General features: G+C 39.9%; 17 protein-coding genes. 9 read left to right on the top strand and 8 right to left on the bottom strand.

Translation table 11 applies throughout. The features are described 5' to 3' along the window. Positions 1-828: an FAD:protein FMN transferase gene (locus FA584_RS12040; RefSeq protein WP_167749601.1), complete on the top strand. Its 828-nt coding sequence runs from the start codon at positions 1-3 to the stop codon at positions 826-828. Here the strand turns inward: FA584_RS12040 and FA584_RS12035 are convergent. The 6 genes from FA584_RS12035 to rarD form a co-directional block, all read right to left on the bottom strand. Then, a complete protein-coding gene (locus FA584_RS12035) occupies positions 809-1,996 on the bottom strand; it encodes an EAL domain-containing protein (RefSeq protein ID WP_167749600.1) in 1,188 nt (395 codons plus the stop codon). The genes FA584_RS12040 and FA584_RS12035 overlap by 20 nt on opposite strands. Positions 1,997-2,064: 68 nt before the next feature. Next, complete coding sequence (locus tag FA584_RS12030) at positions 2,065-2,538, bottom strand: DNA-deoxyinosine glycosylase (protein ID WP_167749599.1); 474 nt, start codon at positions 2,536-2,538, stop codon at positions 2,065-2,067. Positions 2,539-2,572: 34 nt separating this feature from the next. Beyond that, the gene (locus FA584_RS12025; protein WP_167749598.1) at positions 2,573-4,129 is read right to left on the bottom strand and encodes a phosphoethanolamine transferase; all 1,557 of its coding nucleotides are present in this window, start codon (positions 4,127-4,129) and stop codon (positions 2,573-2,575) included. Between the two features lie 62 nt (positions 4,130-4,191). Next, complete coding sequence (locus FA584_RS12020; RefSeq protein WP_228447996.1) at positions 4,192-5,586, bottom strand: sensor histidine kinase; 1,395 nt, start codon at positions 5,584-5,586, stop codon at positions 4,192-4,194. Next, the gene (locus tag FA584_RS12015; protein WP_167749596.1) at positions 5,573-6,247 is read right to left on the bottom strand and encodes a response regulator transcription factor; all 675 of its coding nucleotides are present in this window, start codon (positions 6,245-6,247) and stop codon (positions 5,573-5,575) included. The genes FA584_RS12020 and FA584_RS12015 overlap by 14 nt, the downstream gene beginning before the upstream one ends. After that, entirely contained in the window at positions 6,248-7,144 is an 897-nt protein-coding gene (rarD, locus tag FA584_RS12010) for an EamA family transporter RarD (protein WP_096047410.1), read from the bottom strand. A 139-nt stretch (positions 7,145-7,283) separates the two neighbouring features. Here rarD and FA584_RS12005 point away from each other — a divergent pair, with 139 nt between their 5' ends. After that, positions 7,284-9,386, top strand: a complete 2,103-nt coding sequence (locus tag FA584_RS12005; protein WP_167749595.1) for a diguanylate cyclase domain-containing protein — start codon at positions 7,284-7,286, stop codon at positions 9,384-9,386. Then, a complete protein-coding gene (locus FA584_RS12000; RefSeq protein ID WP_191342052.1) occupies positions 9,383-9,724 on the top strand; it encodes an arsenate reductase family protein in 342 nt (113 codons plus the stop codon). The genes FA584_RS12005 and FA584_RS12000 overlap by 4 nt, the downstream gene beginning before the upstream one ends. Here the strand turns inward: FA584_RS12000 and FA584_RS11995 are convergent. Further along, complete coding sequence (locus FA584_RS11995; protein ID WP_167749594.1) at positions 9,721-10,344, bottom strand: LysE family transporter; 624 nt, start codon at positions 10,342-10,344, stop codon at positions 9,721-9,723. The genes FA584_RS12000 and FA584_RS11995 overlap by 4 nt on opposite strands. A 118-nt stretch (positions 10,345-10,462) precedes the next feature. Here FA584_RS11995 and FA584_RS11990 point away from each other — a divergent pair, with 118 nt between their 5' ends. The 6 genes from FA584_RS11990 to FA584_RS11965 are packed head-to-tail and all read left to right on the top strand — an operon-like array spanning position 10,463 to position 14,901. Next, entirely contained in the window at positions 10,463-10,774 is a 312-nt protein-coding gene (locus tag FA584_RS11990) for a hypothetical protein (RefSeq protein WP_167749593.1), read from the top strand. Continuing rightward, the gene (locus FA584_RS11985) at positions 10,764-11,951 is read left to right on the top strand and encodes an ABC transporter permease (protein ID WP_167749592.1); all 1,188 of its coding nucleotides are present in this window, start codon (positions 10,764-10,766) and stop codon (positions 11,949-11,951) included. Before FA584_RS11990 ends, FA584_RS11985 begins: the two co-directional genes overlap by 11 nt. Beyond that, complete coding sequence (locus FA584_RS11980; RefSeq protein WP_167749591.1) at positions 11,948-12,616, top strand: ABC transporter ATP-binding protein; 669 nt, start codon at positions 11,948-11,950, stop codon at positions 12,614-12,616. Before FA584_RS11985 ends, FA584_RS11980 begins: the two co-directional genes overlap by 4 nt. Then, positions 12,613-13,575 (top strand): hypothetical protein, encoded by a 963-nt coding sequence (locus FA584_RS11975; RefSeq protein ID WP_167749590.1) that lies wholly within the window; start codon positions 12,613-12,615, stop codon positions 13,573-13,575. Before FA584_RS11980 ends, FA584_RS11975 begins: the two co-directional genes overlap by 4 nt. After that, positions 13,572-14,081 carry a hypothetical protein gene (locus FA584_RS11970; protein WP_167749589.1) on the top strand — a complete coding sequence of 170 codons (510 nt, stop codon included), beginning with the start codon at positions 13,572-13,574 and terminating at the stop codon, positions 14,079-14,081. The genes FA584_RS11975 and FA584_RS11970 overlap by 4 nt, the downstream gene beginning before the upstream one ends. Position 14,082: 1 nt before the next feature. Continuing rightward, the gene (locus FA584_RS11965) at positions 14,083-14,901 is read left to right on the top strand and encodes a TIGR01777 family oxidoreductase (RefSeq protein ID WP_167749588.1); all 819 of its coding nucleotides are present in this window, start codon (positions 14,083-14,085) and stop codon (positions 14,899-14,901) included. Here FA584_RS11965 and FA584_RS11960 read toward each other — a convergent pair. After that, on the bottom strand, positions 14,898-15,524 hold the full coding sequence (locus tag FA584_RS11960; RefSeq protein WP_096047400.1) for a LysE family translocator: 627 nt from the start codon (positions 15,522-15,524) through the stop codon (positions 14,898-14,900). The genes FA584_RS11965 and FA584_RS11960 overlap by 4 nt on opposite strands. Between the last annotated feature and the right edge of the window lie 48 nt (positions 15,525-15,572).

Below are 15,572 nucleotides of genomic sequence, written 5' to 3'. Positions count from 1 at the left end.
GTGTATATCGCTCATTTTTTAGCCTTTACAACACCGTGTGAACTTCAATTTGACGTTGCAACCAAAGAAGAGGGAGATCGCATCCTTGCTTCTTTGTTAGCAGATGTCAAATACCTGCAAAAACAGTACAGTTTTTTTGAATCTACCTCCGAAATTTATGCGATTAACCACCGTCAAAGCGATACCTTCACTCTTAGCAAAGAGCTTTCCGCCCTTTTAGCGTTAGCGTTGTTTTATGCACGTCTAACGCAAGGTGCTTTTGATATTGCGTTGGCAGGAACACTCAAACAAGCGCAAAAAGCAATTTCATTGCACGAATACCAAGCGATAAGTGCTAAATTAACACCTTTTGCTAACTTTACTGCATTAAGCCTTGAAGGCGAGAGGCTTTATTTTTCAAATCCTTATACGCAGATTGATTTGGGAGGTATTGTCAAAGAGTATGCGGTAGATCAGACCATCATGCGACTTCAAACGATGGGAATTAGCTCGGCTTTAGTGAATTTTGGAGGCGATATTGCGGCGTATGGAATGTGCCATGATGAGTCTTGGTGTATTGGTATTCAAGACCCCAAAAAACCTGATGTGAATGTCGCAACGGTAATGTTAAGAGACGCATCACTGTGTACGTCGGGGCATTCCAAACGTTACACGGCGATTGAGGAACACCGCTTTTCGCATATTATCTCACCTCACAGTGAACAGAGATATGCTCAAATGAGTATCATTGCTCCGACAACGGTGGATGCAGGTGTTTGGAGTACCGCACTTTTAGTCAATCCGACGTTGAGTTTACCCAAACATATGTCTAAAGCGTTTGTACTTTAAGATCCAAACAGAGAATGTGCTCATGGTTATCTAAGATAAATTTTTGAGCAAAAGTACGACACATGCGACCCGATGCACGGGAAATGTACTTTTGACTGAGATAATTGCCCCGTTTTGATTCTTTGGTAATGTAAAAATACTCTTTGAGCGCATGATTGTCGCCGTCTCGTGCAGGTTGGAAAAACTCGTTGGTATCGGCACTGATAAAGGTGTTACCCTCTTGGATGCCTGTAGTGGCATTAATGCAATAAATGGCTTCAATGATGTCAAATTTTTTCAGAAAATCAAAAAGATTCGTTTGATGGGTTGTTTTAATGGACTCAATAATTGTATGGGTATAGGCTTTAGCACTTTCGATTAAGAATTCTTTGTGTTGCATGGACGTTTTAACATTTTGGGTGTGCTTTTCTCCAATGTAGGTAATTTTTTTATCTAAAAGGGTTTTGTCACAAATCGTGGCACTAGGTCTGGCAAACCAAAAACCTTGAAAGAGGTCGATATCAAGTTTTAAAGAGCGTAAGATCTCCTCTTCTTCTTCAACCCCTTCTGCAAGGACGAGTGCACCGATATTAAAGCACATATTGGCGATGGATTTTAAAATCTCTTTGTGAATGAAATTGTTATGTACATTAAAAACGATGGAACGATCGACTTTGACAATATGGGGGCGAACCGTAGAGATGCGGTCAAAGTTGGCATTGCCCGCACCAAAATCATCAAGGGCGATCAGAAAGCCATGGTCTTTGTAAAAATCACAGAACTGTTTGAGACGTTCACTGTCTTTGATTTGGTACTCTTTGATCTCAATCACAATACGCGAAGGAGGAATGCCAAGATCATTGGCAAGAGTGTAAAAAGCAAAGTCGGCAAAGCTAATATGGCTATCAAGCAGGTGGGATTCAAAATTGAGAAATAAGAGCACTTCGTTATTGGCATCTAAAATGGACTTAAAACGCTCTAATGCTTTAATCCGTGCGTACTTATCAAGTTCAAACGTGAGGTTTTCGCTTTTGGCTTGCTCAAAAACAAAGATAGGGGAGAGGGGTTCATTGTTTTCATCAAAGGCGCGCATCAGTGCTTCATATCCAATGACTTTGGCACTGCGGATAGAGACAATCGGTTGAAAATGGATGTGAATACGGTTGTCTTGTATAAGCTCATAAACCACGCATAATTCCTTTAATAGTATGATTTCTATTATAACACGGGGCTGATTAAAAAAATCAAAGATACTATTTATATTTTGAGAATGCTCCATTCGTGTAAGAGTTTTTCGAACGAAAAGGCAGCATTGGCAGGACTCGTGGATGGAAGTTTAATGATGTTGATGCCTGTGGCGGTTTCACAGTATTTTTGGAAGAGTTTAAACGCGGTAGCTCCATTGGCATAAATGTGGGTTATAGGAGTGTGATGGAGTATGTTCGAAAAATCCATCGGCACCACATTTTTAATACTACTATCGCTTGAGCCTGTGATATCACAACTTTCAATCACATCCCAAAGTGCAATGCCATGATGTAACAACATTGCTTTTTTTTCTTCAATGCTTATCGGCAGTGGCGTGTGGGTTAATGCGGCAATCACTTTCCAAAAACGGTTTTGTGGATGTCCATAATAAAAGTTTTGTTCACGTGACTTAACGGAAGGGAAAGTACCTAAAATAAGCACTTTCGAGTTGGTATCGTAAATGGGATCAAACGAGTGTTTCATACATTTTTTGCTTTACATGTAAAGATCAAAAGCCCTAGTGCAAGAGATCGAGAGTTGGCTTGTATTCACTTGTTTTGACAGCAAAAAGACCTAGGAGTGTATGGAAAAGATTGTCTTGTGAAAAGCGTTCATTGGCTTTTACATGTAAAAATTCACGCTTGGCTTTATCGCCGAAATAGAATAGGGCAGGCACGTGTTTTTGATCTTCAGGCGCAATCATATAAGGTAATCCATGCAGATAAACACCATTTTCACCAAGTGATTCACCATGGTCTGAGATATAAATGAGGGTTGTCTCATATTTGTCTTCGTTGGCTTGGAGCAGATTAATCGTCTCATTGACGATGTAATCGGTGTAGAGAATCGTATTATTATACGTATTCACAATCTGTTCTTGGGTACATTTATCAAGCTCTTGCGTGTCACAGGTTGGGGTAAATTTTTTAAAGGCTTCAGGATAACGCTTAAAATAGGTTGGTCCATGACTGCCCTCTTGATGTAGAACAATGAACGTATCTTCATAGTGTTTGTCGATATTGGCTTGGAAATCTTTGAGCAACACTTCATCAAAGCCTTGACCACCATATTGAACAACATCGCTCATGCGTTTAGCGATCTCTTTGTCGCCACCAGAGTTATTGTCTCTCCAGATGATACGAACACCGGTTTTTGCCAGTACATCGACAGCATTTTCGAAATATTCTTTGTCATCGCCCCAATCATTTCTTCCAAATTTTGAAAACATGCACGGCACTGAAATAGCAGTTGCCGTACCACATGAGGCGAAGTTTGGTAAGTAGACAATGTCATCTCGTTTCGATAAAAGTGGATTGGTTGGTACGTCATAGCCACCCAGTGAAAAGTTTTGAGCACGCGCTGTTTCGCCTAAAACAAAGACAACCAGTTTCTTCTTCTCTTTATTTTGGCGTGTTGCATCGGTGGCAATAGCCATAAACTGAGGCTTTGGTTTGAATTTAGCATAGACAAATTTTGAAAAAGAGGCGATAGGATAAGCGGGATTGAGGTACATTTTGAGTTCATGGTGATTTCGAAAAAAAGAGCTGTACGACTTACTCACCATCATATAAAGCCCTGCAACCATCAGCAGTGAAAGAACCCCTACAAGGGCTTTTTGTGCAAACTCTTTCGCGTAACTTGAAAATGAGATGGGTGCTTTAAACAGTACCCAAAACGAGAGAGCACTAGCGCAAGTTAAATAGGCGATAAGTTTAGGCGTAAAAAGATCAAGTACTTCAGCACTGTCGGTTTGCATGACATTGATGAACATATTTTTATCGATAACCGTTCCAAATGTATCGATAAAATAACTGGACATCGCTCCTGTAACAATCAGGGTGGAAACGACCATTCTAAAAGCTTTTCGATGTGTCAGCAGTAGAAGAAAGTTGAGGATACAAATGAACATAAGCATCAGAATAAAAGGTGCACTGAAAGCAATAAAATAGTTTTTTTCCTCCATCGCAAACGTAAAAATTTTTGAAAAGAAAGTAATGTTGTAGAGCGAAACCATGCCCAAAGAGAGTAGTAAAATGGTTCGTTGACTGTGCGATGCAAAAAATTTAAAAGGCATACGTATTATCCTTACTGATGAAGTTGATGCATTTTAGTATAAATAGATGAATGTAAGATGAATTAGATTGTAATCAATATCTGTGTGCCAACGCCTTCTTGGCTGTGAACGGTAATGCCAAAATTATGTAGGTCGAGAATATTTTTGACAATAGCAAGCCCAAGCCCACTTCCTTGGGTACTTTGCTTACTGGTATCGCCTCTGTAAAACTGTTCAAAAATATGTGCTAACTCTTCTTCTTTAATGCCCAACCCTTCATCTTTAATCTGAAGTTCATGTGTAAAAAGAGCGATCTCAATGGTTGCTGGAGCAGTCGTGTATTTGATGGCATTATCGATGAGATTGGCAATGGCAATCTTTAAAAGAGCAGCATTGCCTAAGACGCTGACCGCTTCTAGGGTGTTTACATGTAATGTTAGATTTTTCTGCTCACTTAAAGAACGTTTTTCTTCGATGGCATCCAGTAAAACCTCGTCTAAATAGACTTCACTAAAATGGTTTTTGAGATCGTTTTTAGTGGTACTGGACAAAAAGAGAATTTTTTCAATGACCGCATGAAGGGTACTGACCTCTTTAGCAACTTTGTGCAAAATACGTTGATACTCTTCAATAGTGCGCTCTTTACGAAGTCCTATATCAACTTCACCTTGGATAATTGTAAGAGGAGTTTTAAGCTCATGAGAAGCATTTTGACCAAACTGCTTGACTTGGGCATACGCATTTTGAAGTTCATTAAGCAGTGTGTTAAATGTGGCAATTAAATCATCAATCTCGTAGGCAATATGGGTTTGAGGAATCGTAGAGTGCAAATCCTGCGTACTGATTTCTTTGGCAGTATTTGTCACCTTTTGAACATTTTGGAGTGATTTTGAGATTAAAATAGAGGCCAATACTAAAATGATCATAAGTAATGAAGAAAGTCCCGCCCAAAGGGTAGAGGTCATCTCTTTGACTTGTGGCGTATGCTTGTCATAGGGCATAGCACACTGTAAAAAGAGTATTTGGTCTTCATTTTGTGCTAAGAGTAGTGTGCCAATATAGATTTTTTGTTGTGTTAGATTTGAATCGGACATGGTTGAAAAGACAATTTCATTTGGGCGTTCAAAAATTTGTTGAATAATACTAGGTTCTATTTTCAGTGTTCTTTCTTTAAGATCATTCGAGCGTTGAATGACGGTAGGCGTATTGGATAAACTGTCATATGCAACCACTTGTGCGTATAAGATGGGCATATTAAATTCTTGTTTATTGTCATTGAAAATGATCTCTTTGCTAGGATCTAAATTAAAATCATGTTTAATATCTTTAAGCACCGCAAAAAGCGTTGCTTCTGATGTTTGTTGATAAGAGCTTTCAAGCGAATGCACAACAATGTACCCAAAGCCATAAAAAAGTGCAAATAAAACAGTACCAAGCGTTGCAAGAAGTCTGAACTTGAGGTTTTTAAAGCGTTGCATCACTGATCGTGTATCCTTGGTTACGATAGGTTTTAATGAGTTTGAGCTCAAAATTTTTATCAATTTTGGTGCGTAAGCGGTACATGTAAACATTGAGTATATTACTTTGGATACTCTGTTCCATGCTAAAAATTTGTTCTTCTAAAAGGTGTTCTTCAATGATGGCATTTTTATGGCGCATCAGGTATTCTAAAAGGACATACTCTTTAGCCGTTAAAGCAATAGCCTCGCTTCCTCGTGTGACGGTTTTGGTAAGAGGGTTAAGTATAAGATCGCCTACGTTAAGAAGCACTTCTTTGTGATCATGCTTTCGGAGTTGCACATGAATGCGTGCGAGTAGTTCGTCAAAGCTAAAAGGTTTGGTCAGATAATCATCTGCTCCCAAGTTGAGCAGACTGACTTTGTCGCTGATTGTACTTTTAGCACTGAGCATAATGATGGGAATAGCAATTTTTTGCTCTCGTAATTTTTGACAAACTTGATCGCCTTGTAGCCCTTTGATCATAATATCCAAGATGATGACATCGTAGGCATTCATCCCTGATAAATAGATGGCATCTTCGCCGTTATAGCAGATATCAACACAAAAATACTCTTCCTCTAACCCTTTTTTTAAAAAAGCGGCGATTTTAGTATCATCTTCTACGATCAAAACTTTCATTTAGACCTCTTTGGTACGTCTCTTTTTTAGGTATCCATCCATGCTAAAGATAGCAAGTGCAATCCAAATGAGCACAAAACTGGTGAGCTTTTCGGGAACTAAAATCTCATCATAAACAAAAATAGCTAACAAAAAGGAAACGGTAGGGCTAATGTACTGGAAAAAGCCTAAGTGAATGAGAGAGATGCGTGTAGCCGCCGCGTTAAACCATAAAAGCGGAACAACCGTGATAAAACCGGCTAAAAGTAAAAGCCACGAAATTGCATTGGGAGGAAAGACAAACGCATTTTGGTGTGTCGCCACTAAATACCCAAAATAGAGCAGTGCCAAAGGGAGTAAAATCAGTGTTTCGATATACAGTCCTGTCATAGCAGGAAGGTTAATCTGTTTACGAATCAGTCCATAAAAGCCAAAACTAAATGCTAAGACCAATGAAACGACAGGAATAGACCCAAGGGTGACTGCTTGGTACACAATGGCACTGAAAGCTAAGGCAATAGCAATTTTTTGCCAAAACGTAGGGCGATCTTTAAAAAAGAGGATGCCCAAAGCAAAATTCACCAGCGGATTAATGTAATAGCCAAGACTGGATTCGGCAATCATATTATGACTGACTGCCCAAATGAATACCAACCAATTCAGCGAAACCAAAAGAGCGGAGAGTACGAGGTATTTGATTTTATGAATATCTCGAATCAGAAGGGTAAATGCACCGAATTGACGACTTACAATAATCATACCAAAGAGCAGTACCACAGACCAGATAATACGGTGTGCGAGTATTTCTGCGGCGGATACTGAAGCAATCAGTTTAAAATAGATCGGGATTAAACCCCAGAAAACAAACGCTAAAAGAGCGTAGATGTAGCCTTGTGTCTCTTTCGAGAGATTGTTCATTGTTCCAACTTTGTTATAAAGAGTATTCATTATTATAGGGTAAAGATACTTATAGGTCTAAATTAAAACCATTTTTTGATTTTTATTTGTTACGTATAACTGTTATAATGTTCAAAACGAGAAATATAAGGAAACGCAGATGCGTATAAAAGGGAAACTATTTATTTTTATGCTAGCGCTGTTTCTTTTTTTCTCTTTGAGTGTTTGGTTTTACACGGAGATATTATTCGATAAGGTCAATGAAAAATGGGCAGAACGGTTTATTAAAAAACAGATTATTTTTGATAAAAATCGCACCCTTCTTCCTCTATTGCAAGAGCATGAGATTATTCAAGAAATGGCAAATGAGCCTGCTATTCTCGCCATGGCACTGGATGATACAAATGAAAGCAAACGCAAAAATGGTTTAGCTATTTTAGAATCGTATCGACAAAAATTTCAAAGTAAAAGTTATTTTGCTGCTTTTGTTAAAAGTGAAAACTACTATTTTAATGATGCAAAAAATAGTTATGCAGGCAAGGAACTTCAGTATAAACTTTCACCTGCTTCAAAAAATGATGCATGGTTTTATAATGTTATCGCCGATAATCAAGCGTATCGTATTAATGTTGATACCGATGAGGTCCTTAAACATACCTATATCTGGCTTAACTATGATGTGGTAATCCATAACAAAGTGGTTGGCGTTGTTGGGACGGGACTGGATTTTACCCGTTTTGTACGAGAGTCTGTTGGCGTTGAACAAGAGGGAATTCAAAACTTTTTTATCAACCGTTATTTGGATATTCAACTGGAACGCAGTACAAAACTTAGTGATTATCTGAGCCACAAAAACACTACGGGAACATATCAAAAGATTGATACATTGTTTGTTCGTCAGCAAGATAAAGATGCTATCCGTGAAGCTGTTAGTTATTTAAGTACGCATCCCGATGAAATACGTACTATTTGGGTAGAGTATGGTGATGTCAAAAAGCTTTTAGGGTTGACGTATCTTCACGAAATTGATTGGTTTAGCTTAACGCTTATTGACGCAAAAGAGCTTGATGCGGTTAAAGATTTTTCCATCTTTCCCCTCCTCAGTGCACTTTTTTTAATTGCATTGATCGCCGTTGGTTACCAGCTACGCACGTTAATTCTTAATCCTTTGAATCGCTTAAAAACGAACATGCAAGCCATTGAACATGGCCATTACGAGATTGACCTTCATCCTGTTGGGAGTGCTGAAATTAAAGACCTTTCGCAACAGTTTAGCACGATGATAGAGTATGTACGCTCTAATAATAGAGCGTTAGAAGAGAAAATCCAAGAACGCACATTAGGATTGATGCAAAGTGAAGCGAAACTCAATACGATTTTAGAGAGCCTTGAAGCGTTTATTTACATTAAAGATACACAGTATCGTTATATTTATGCTAACCGAAAGCATTGTGATTTAATTGAAGTTGTTGGAAAAACCGATGAAGATTTTTTTGATGAGCCAACCATTCAAGCTCTTCGAAAAGCAGATAGGGAAGTCATCGAATACGGGCGCAAAGTGACGATCGAAGAACACCTCACCAGCAAGCATACAGAAAGAGCAATAACCTGTCTTTCAACGAAAATCCCACTTCTACGTGAAGATGGGAGTGTCTACGCATTGTGTGGTATTTCTACGGACATTACAGAGCGTAAAAAAACCGAAGAGCTTATCCGTGAGCTCGCTTATCATGATTCTTTAACGCAGTTACCCAATCGGCGATTGTTTCATGAACGCTTTACGATGATGCTATCACACGCAAAGCGAATAAAACAGTATGGGGCTCTTTTGGTACTGGATTTGGATAATTTCAAACCCCTTAACGATGCTTTTGGACATAAAGCGGGAGATGTGCTCCTCATTGACGTAGCTAAACGCTTAAAAACATGTGTGCGTGATGTGGATGTCGTTGCTCGTTTTGGTGGAGATGAATTCTTAATTGCAGTGGAAAATTTAAGCCTAGAAGAGTATATTGCCCAAGAAGAGGCTATCAAAATTGCTTCTTCTATTCTTTTACATGTAAGCGCACCGTACGTGATTGCATTGCAGGAAGAAGAGGATGAAAAAGTCATTCATCACCAATGTACAGCGAGTATTGGAATTACGTTATTTAGCGATAAAAAGCAGCATCAAGAAACTATTTTTAGTGAAGCGGATAAAGCAATGTATCAAGCCAAACAAAAAGGGCGAAATTGCATAGAATTTTATAAGGAGAATGTATGATCAAAGTGTATGGTATTACCACGTGTGGAAGTGTGAAAAAAGCGATTGCTTTTTTTAAAGCGAAGGTTGTTCCTTATACCTTTGTCGATCTTAAAAGTACACAGATCAGCGAAGCAAAGCTTCAAGAGTGGCTTAGTTGTCAGCCGATGTCGGTGATTTTCAATACCAAAGGGACGAAGTTTAAGACATTGGGACTTAGTAAAGAGATGGACGATGCAGAAAAAAGAGGTTGGCTTTTAAGAGAGCAACTGCTGTTTAAACGCCCCATCGTCGAGTGTGAAGATGGAGCGCTTTTAGTGGGTTTTGATGAAGAAGTGTACGCGAAAAAATTTGCTTAAGCGCGTTTTGCCGTTGAGATAAAAAAGGCAGCAAGGAGTAAAAAAGCTCCTGTAAGGCGGTTTTGAATCTTAATGGCACGAATAGATTTGATGACGTTTTTAAGCTTGGAAGCGAGCGAGCTATAACCTGTCATGACGATGATGTCCACACAAATGAGCGTTGCACAGATAATAGCAAATTGCCCAAGAAGTGGTTTATTGGGGTTCAGAAACTGTGGAATAAACGCGACTAAAAAGACGGTTGCTTTGATGTTGGTCAGGTTAATCAGCGTGGCTTGAATAAACGCTTTTGAAGCCGAAAAAGCTTTGATTTTAGCTGTGTCATCTGGCAAGTGTGGCTTTTCAATAAACTTCATAACTCCCAAAAAGACCAAGTACACCACACCAATCCACTTGATGATATTAAAAAGAAGCAGCGAACTCATGATGAGAGAGCCTAATCCTATGACGACAATAAACGTTTGCACAAAAAGACCCACTTGAAGCCCCATAATAGCTGCATATGAGCGTTTAAGTCCGTATTTAAGTCCATAGTTCATGGAGACAACCGCCCCAGCCCCAGGAGAGACACTAATAAGAATAGAGGCAACGAGCATCGTGAGCCAAATATCGAGTTGCATAAAACGTCCTTAACAGAGAAGCTTTGTAAAGAGGGTATTGTAATCCAAAATGGCTTAGAGGGTATTGATAAAAGAGCGTTCATGTGGTACAATCTTCGCTTAGGTTAGAGGAGATACGATGGTTGCGCGGGTCACGTTTTTAACACTATTTTTCACGGTTTGCGTCACGATAATGGCACAACTGTTATACTTCTCCAACATACAAGGGCTCACGTCTTCTATGATTACATGTAAAGAAGATTTGGTTGCGTTGGTAGGCTTACCCGATCTTGCTTTAGTGAGTGAAGCACACTATGTGCGTCACCGAAGTCTGAGTGATGTTTTCTCCTACTTCAATGAATCCCCTGAACTCTTAGAGTATTTTCCTTCCACCTTTGTCTATCACTATGCACCCAATGCAAATCCTTCAAGGATAGACCGTGTCTTTTAAACTTAATCTCTTACTGCTCGATTACGCGATTCGCTCGATCCTTCGTCGTGCGAGTAAAAGCTTTTTCATCTTTTTGATCTTAAGTCTGCTCATCTTCTTGCTCTCTTCGGTGTTGATGATCGCCGATGCCATTAAACTGGAACTGAATACAACCCTTAAAACCTTGCCACAGATTACCTTGCAACGTTTTGTTGCGGGGAAACAGAGGGATGTGCCCATCAGTCGTGTGGATGCCCTTTTGGATATTGAAGGGATTAGTGCCATTACCCCTCGTGTATGGGGCTACTACTACTTCAAGCCCGCGGGTGTGAATTTCTCGGTGGTTGGTATTGATGCGTATGAAGAGCAATACTCCCAAACACTGTCGAAACTCGCACAGCATTTTGATCTGAAACTGCTGGAGAGTGAACAAGCAATGATCATCGGTGTTGGGGTTAAAAAAGTCTTGAGTGAGAATTACTACACCGACTTTTTCAACTTTGTCACCAGTGAGGGCAAATGGCAACGTGTTGCCATCGCAGGCGTTTTTCATTCAGACCTTGCCTTAGAATCTAATGATCTTATCGTGATGCCTAAATCATTAGCCTACACCATTTTAGGCATGGACAACGATAAAGCAACCGATATGGTTGTTAAAGTCGCCAATGTCAAAGAGATTCCCACCATCGTTCAGAAAATTACCGCACGGTATCCTGATCTACGTGCTATCACCCAAGATGACATTAGGGTGAGTTACCAGAACCTGTTTGATTATAAAAGTGGTTTCTTTCTCTCCCTTTTTAGTGTCTGCGCTTTTGCCTTTTTTATTATTGTCTACGATAAAACCAGTGGGTTAAGCTCGGAAGAAAAAAGAGAGATCGGTATCTTAAAAGCTATTGGCTGGAGCAGTGATGATATTTTACAAGAGAAGTTTTATGAGAGCTTTATCCTTGCTATGAGTGCTTTTTTAGTCGGCATCGCGTTTTCTCTTTTTTACGTCTATGGCATGCAAGCACCTCTTTTACGTAATGTTTTTATGGGTTACTCCGAGCTTAAACCTGCTTTTATATTACCTTTTCATATCGATTTTGCAATGCCATTTTTACTATTTCTACTAAGTGTTCCTATTTACATCGCCGCTACCTTGATTCCCGCATGGCGAGCTTCAAGCTTAGATGCTGACGAGGTGATGCGATGATTTGGATTAAAGAGGTGAGTAAAAGCTTTATACAAGGCGATGAGAGCATTCATGCCCTTACCAATATCTCTTTACATGTAAAGTGTGGGGAGTGTGTGGTACTCAAGGGATCCAGTGGCAGTGGCAAGAGTACCTTACTCTCTTTAATTGCAGGGCTGATGCAACCCTCTCAGGGTGAAGTGCGTGTGGATGGGAAGGAGATTTCCAAACTCCCTGAGCATTTTAGTGCCGCTCTTCGACGGCAGAAAATGGGATTTATCTTTCAAAAGTATCATCTTATAGCCCATCTGAGTGCTCTTGAAAATATCATGACACCTTTGATTCCTGAGAACCTTCCTTGGCATGTACTTGAGAGCAAAGCCAAAGCAGTGATGGAGCAGTGTGGCATAGCGCATAAAGCAAAGATGCAAATCAATCGCCTCTCAGGAGGTGAGCAACAACGTGTCGCCATTGCACGCTCTTTAATCAACGATCCCTTAATCATCTTAGCCGATGAACCCACCGCCAATCTCGATGAAAAGCTTTCCCGTGAACTGATAGCCACGCTTGAGAAACTCAAACAAAAAGGGGTGACCCTCCTCATCGCAACCCATGATCCGCTCTTTTTTGATTTGGGGTTTGTGGATAAAATCATTGAAATACATAATGGCGAGCTTATCGTATGAGTTTAACCCCTGAGATTATCTCACTGCTTATTTTGGATGCTATTTTTCTCTTCTTTGGTGTGATTGCCTTGGTGATTGGCTTTCGCATAGCACTCAAATGGGACAATCAAGCAACTACCTCCCTTCAATACACCCTATCCAAGCAGAGCGCTTTGGTTTCGACCATGATCAAATATATCTTTATGCTCAAACTGCCTTTGTTTGCTTTTTTTATCTACACGTGCGATAAGCTCTCTACCATTATCACCGGTGCTATGTGTGCGAGTGGCGTGGTCAATTCTGTGGACTTTGGGTTGTATTTGACACTGTTTAAACTTTTAAATCTGTATCTGTTTGGCTTTTGGTTATTGCTTCATTCTGCTGATATTCATGATGAGAAACTCCCTTACACCAAGCTCAAATTTATTCTGTTTGTCCTTTTCTCAGTTCCGCTCTTTGCAGAGATCGGATTGGAGATAGCATTCTTTGCAGGGCTGAATATCAGTAAGATCGTTAGTTGTTGCGGGACACTTTTTTCTGCATCAAGCAGTTCGTATATCTCTTTGTTATTTACAGTAGACGCTTCATTATGGGTTTGGCTTTTCTATGGCTTTTTTGGACTGATGGTGCTTGCGTATGGGTTGAAACATACGCCTTTAATGATTTTTGCCAATGGTATGTTTTTAATTTTTTCAATCATTGCGTTAATTGTCTTTTTTAGTCCGTATGTGTATGAACTTCCCACACACCGTTGTCCGTTTTGCTTATTGCAAATAGATTATTATTATGTGGGGTATCTTCTTTACACACTTTTATTTGCAGGCACGTTTTACGGCATCGGTGGAGGCATTTTAGCGCTGGTATCACACAAAGCGCACCCTCGTTTTATGAGAGTCTCTTTAATACTGTGTGCACTTTATCTCTTGATCATAACAAGTTACCCTGTCATCTATTTTATACGGAATGGAGTTTGGTTGTGAAAAAAACTATTTTTATGGGTGTGCTGATTATCTTTCCGCTTCTTGCCCTCGGTGGACTCTTTTGGTTTTTACATGTAAAGCATCAACTGCCAACCGATAAAGCCAATAGTGCCAAAGTCGCCTTAGAATTTAAGGACAATACCATTCAATGTCCTGAGTGTCACATGTATCTTGTGGGTAAAAAACACACGGCACAAGTTATCACACAAGATGCTAAAACACACTTTTTTGATGATGTTGGGTGTGCTATTTTATGGCTTAAAGAGCAAAAGATAGAGCCTCAAAGCGTTACGATGTGGGTATTCAGTAATGACACCCATCGTTATATCGATGCGTTCAAAGCCTCTTACGCGATCAATGATGAAACCCCTATGCATTATGGCTTTGGGGCGTATGAACAACAGGAAAAAGAAGGCATAATAGACTTTAATGAGATGCGTCTTCGCATGCTCAGGGGTGAAAATATGAGCGACCCTAAGATACGTCAACACTTACAAGGACACTAAAATGAAAGTAGCCATCAGCGGAGCGAGCGGTTTTGTTGCCAATGCACTGAAAAAGAGATTTCCTGATTTTGTAGTCATTGAACGCAAAGATGATGCAAAAGCGATCCAACAAAAACTTGAAGGAGTAGACGCAGTTTTTAATCTCGCAGGTGCGCCCATTGTTGCAAGATGGAATGAGGCGTATAAAAAAGTGCTTTATGCAAGTCGTATTGAGACAACCAAAAAATTGGTTGAAGCGATTAATCAAAGCAAAATAGAGCATTTTATCTCCACTTCTGCGGTAGGTATTTACCCGAATAATGTGCCGTGTGATGAGAGCACGCGCTTACTTGGTGATGATTTTTTAGGAAAACTGGCGCAGGATTGGGAAGCGGAAGCTTTGAAATGTACGAAACGCACGGCCATTTTACGTTTTGGTGTCGTCTTGGGTGCGGATGGTGGTGCACTTGCCAAAATGTTACCCGCCTTTAAACTGGGGCTTGGAGGCATCATTGGTGATGGATGGATGATGACCAGCTGGATTGATCTCGATGATCTTGTTGCCATTTACGCTTTTGTGTTAGAGCATCAATGTGAGGGCATTTATAATGCCACTGCACCACAACCACTGAGTAATTACGATTTTACGAAGACCTTGGGTAAAGTGTTACATCGCCCCACTTTTTTGCCCGTACCCACGTTTGTAATCAAACTGCTTTTTGGAGAGGGTTCAACGGTTTTACTGGATAGCAAAGAGGTTTACCCTAAGTGTTTACTTGAAAAAGGATTTGTGTTTCAATATCCCGATTTAGAGAGCTCACTTCGAAAGATTTTGGTTTAGCGTTTTTCCAAAAAGAGCGTAATACCAAGCGCTATCATAACCGTTCCTGAGATGGCATCTAAGCTTTGACGGACACTTTTTTTTGTGATAAAGCCATTGGCAGAGACAATGGTGTAGACCAAAATTGCCTGCCAGATCGTTCCTACAACAAAGTGTAAAAATGCGAGAAAGAGTGATTGCCCGAGGACGGAGCTCTCATGTGAAATAAATTGTGGTAAAAATGCCATATAAAAAATGATCGCTTTGGGATTGAGAACATTGGATAAAAACCCCTCTTGTAAAGAGCTCAAAAAACGAAAAGGTTTTGGAGCAATGTGTTTTTGATGAACGCCTTTTGCATTCCAAAATGATTTGAATGAGTTAAATCCCAGCCAAAGTAAGTAGAGCGCTCCCACACTTTTCAAAATAGTAAATGCGGTTGCTGAATAGAGTAAAATCGCTGAAATACCCACCGCTGAAAGTGTTGCATGCACAAAAAGACCTGAGCAAATTCCCAAACTTGAAACAAGCCCATCTTTTGCCCCACCACGTACGGTATTGCGAATAACGATCATCGTATCAGCCCCTGGGGTCATTGTAAGCAAGGTAATAGCAATTAAAAATGTCCAAAGATCGAGTGGCATAGCAAGTTCCTTTTTAAAAATTATATTTTACATCGAAAAGAATAAAAA

The organism is Sulfurospirillum diekertiae (assembly GCF_011769985.2).
In the GTDB taxonomy this organism is placed as follows: Bacteria; Campylobacterota; Campylobacteria; order Campylobacterales; family Sulfurospirillaceae; genus Sulfurospirillum; species Sulfurospirillum diekertiae.
Note: the sequence above shows the minus strand (reverse complement) of the source record. Positions and strands in the feature narration are given on the sequence as shown.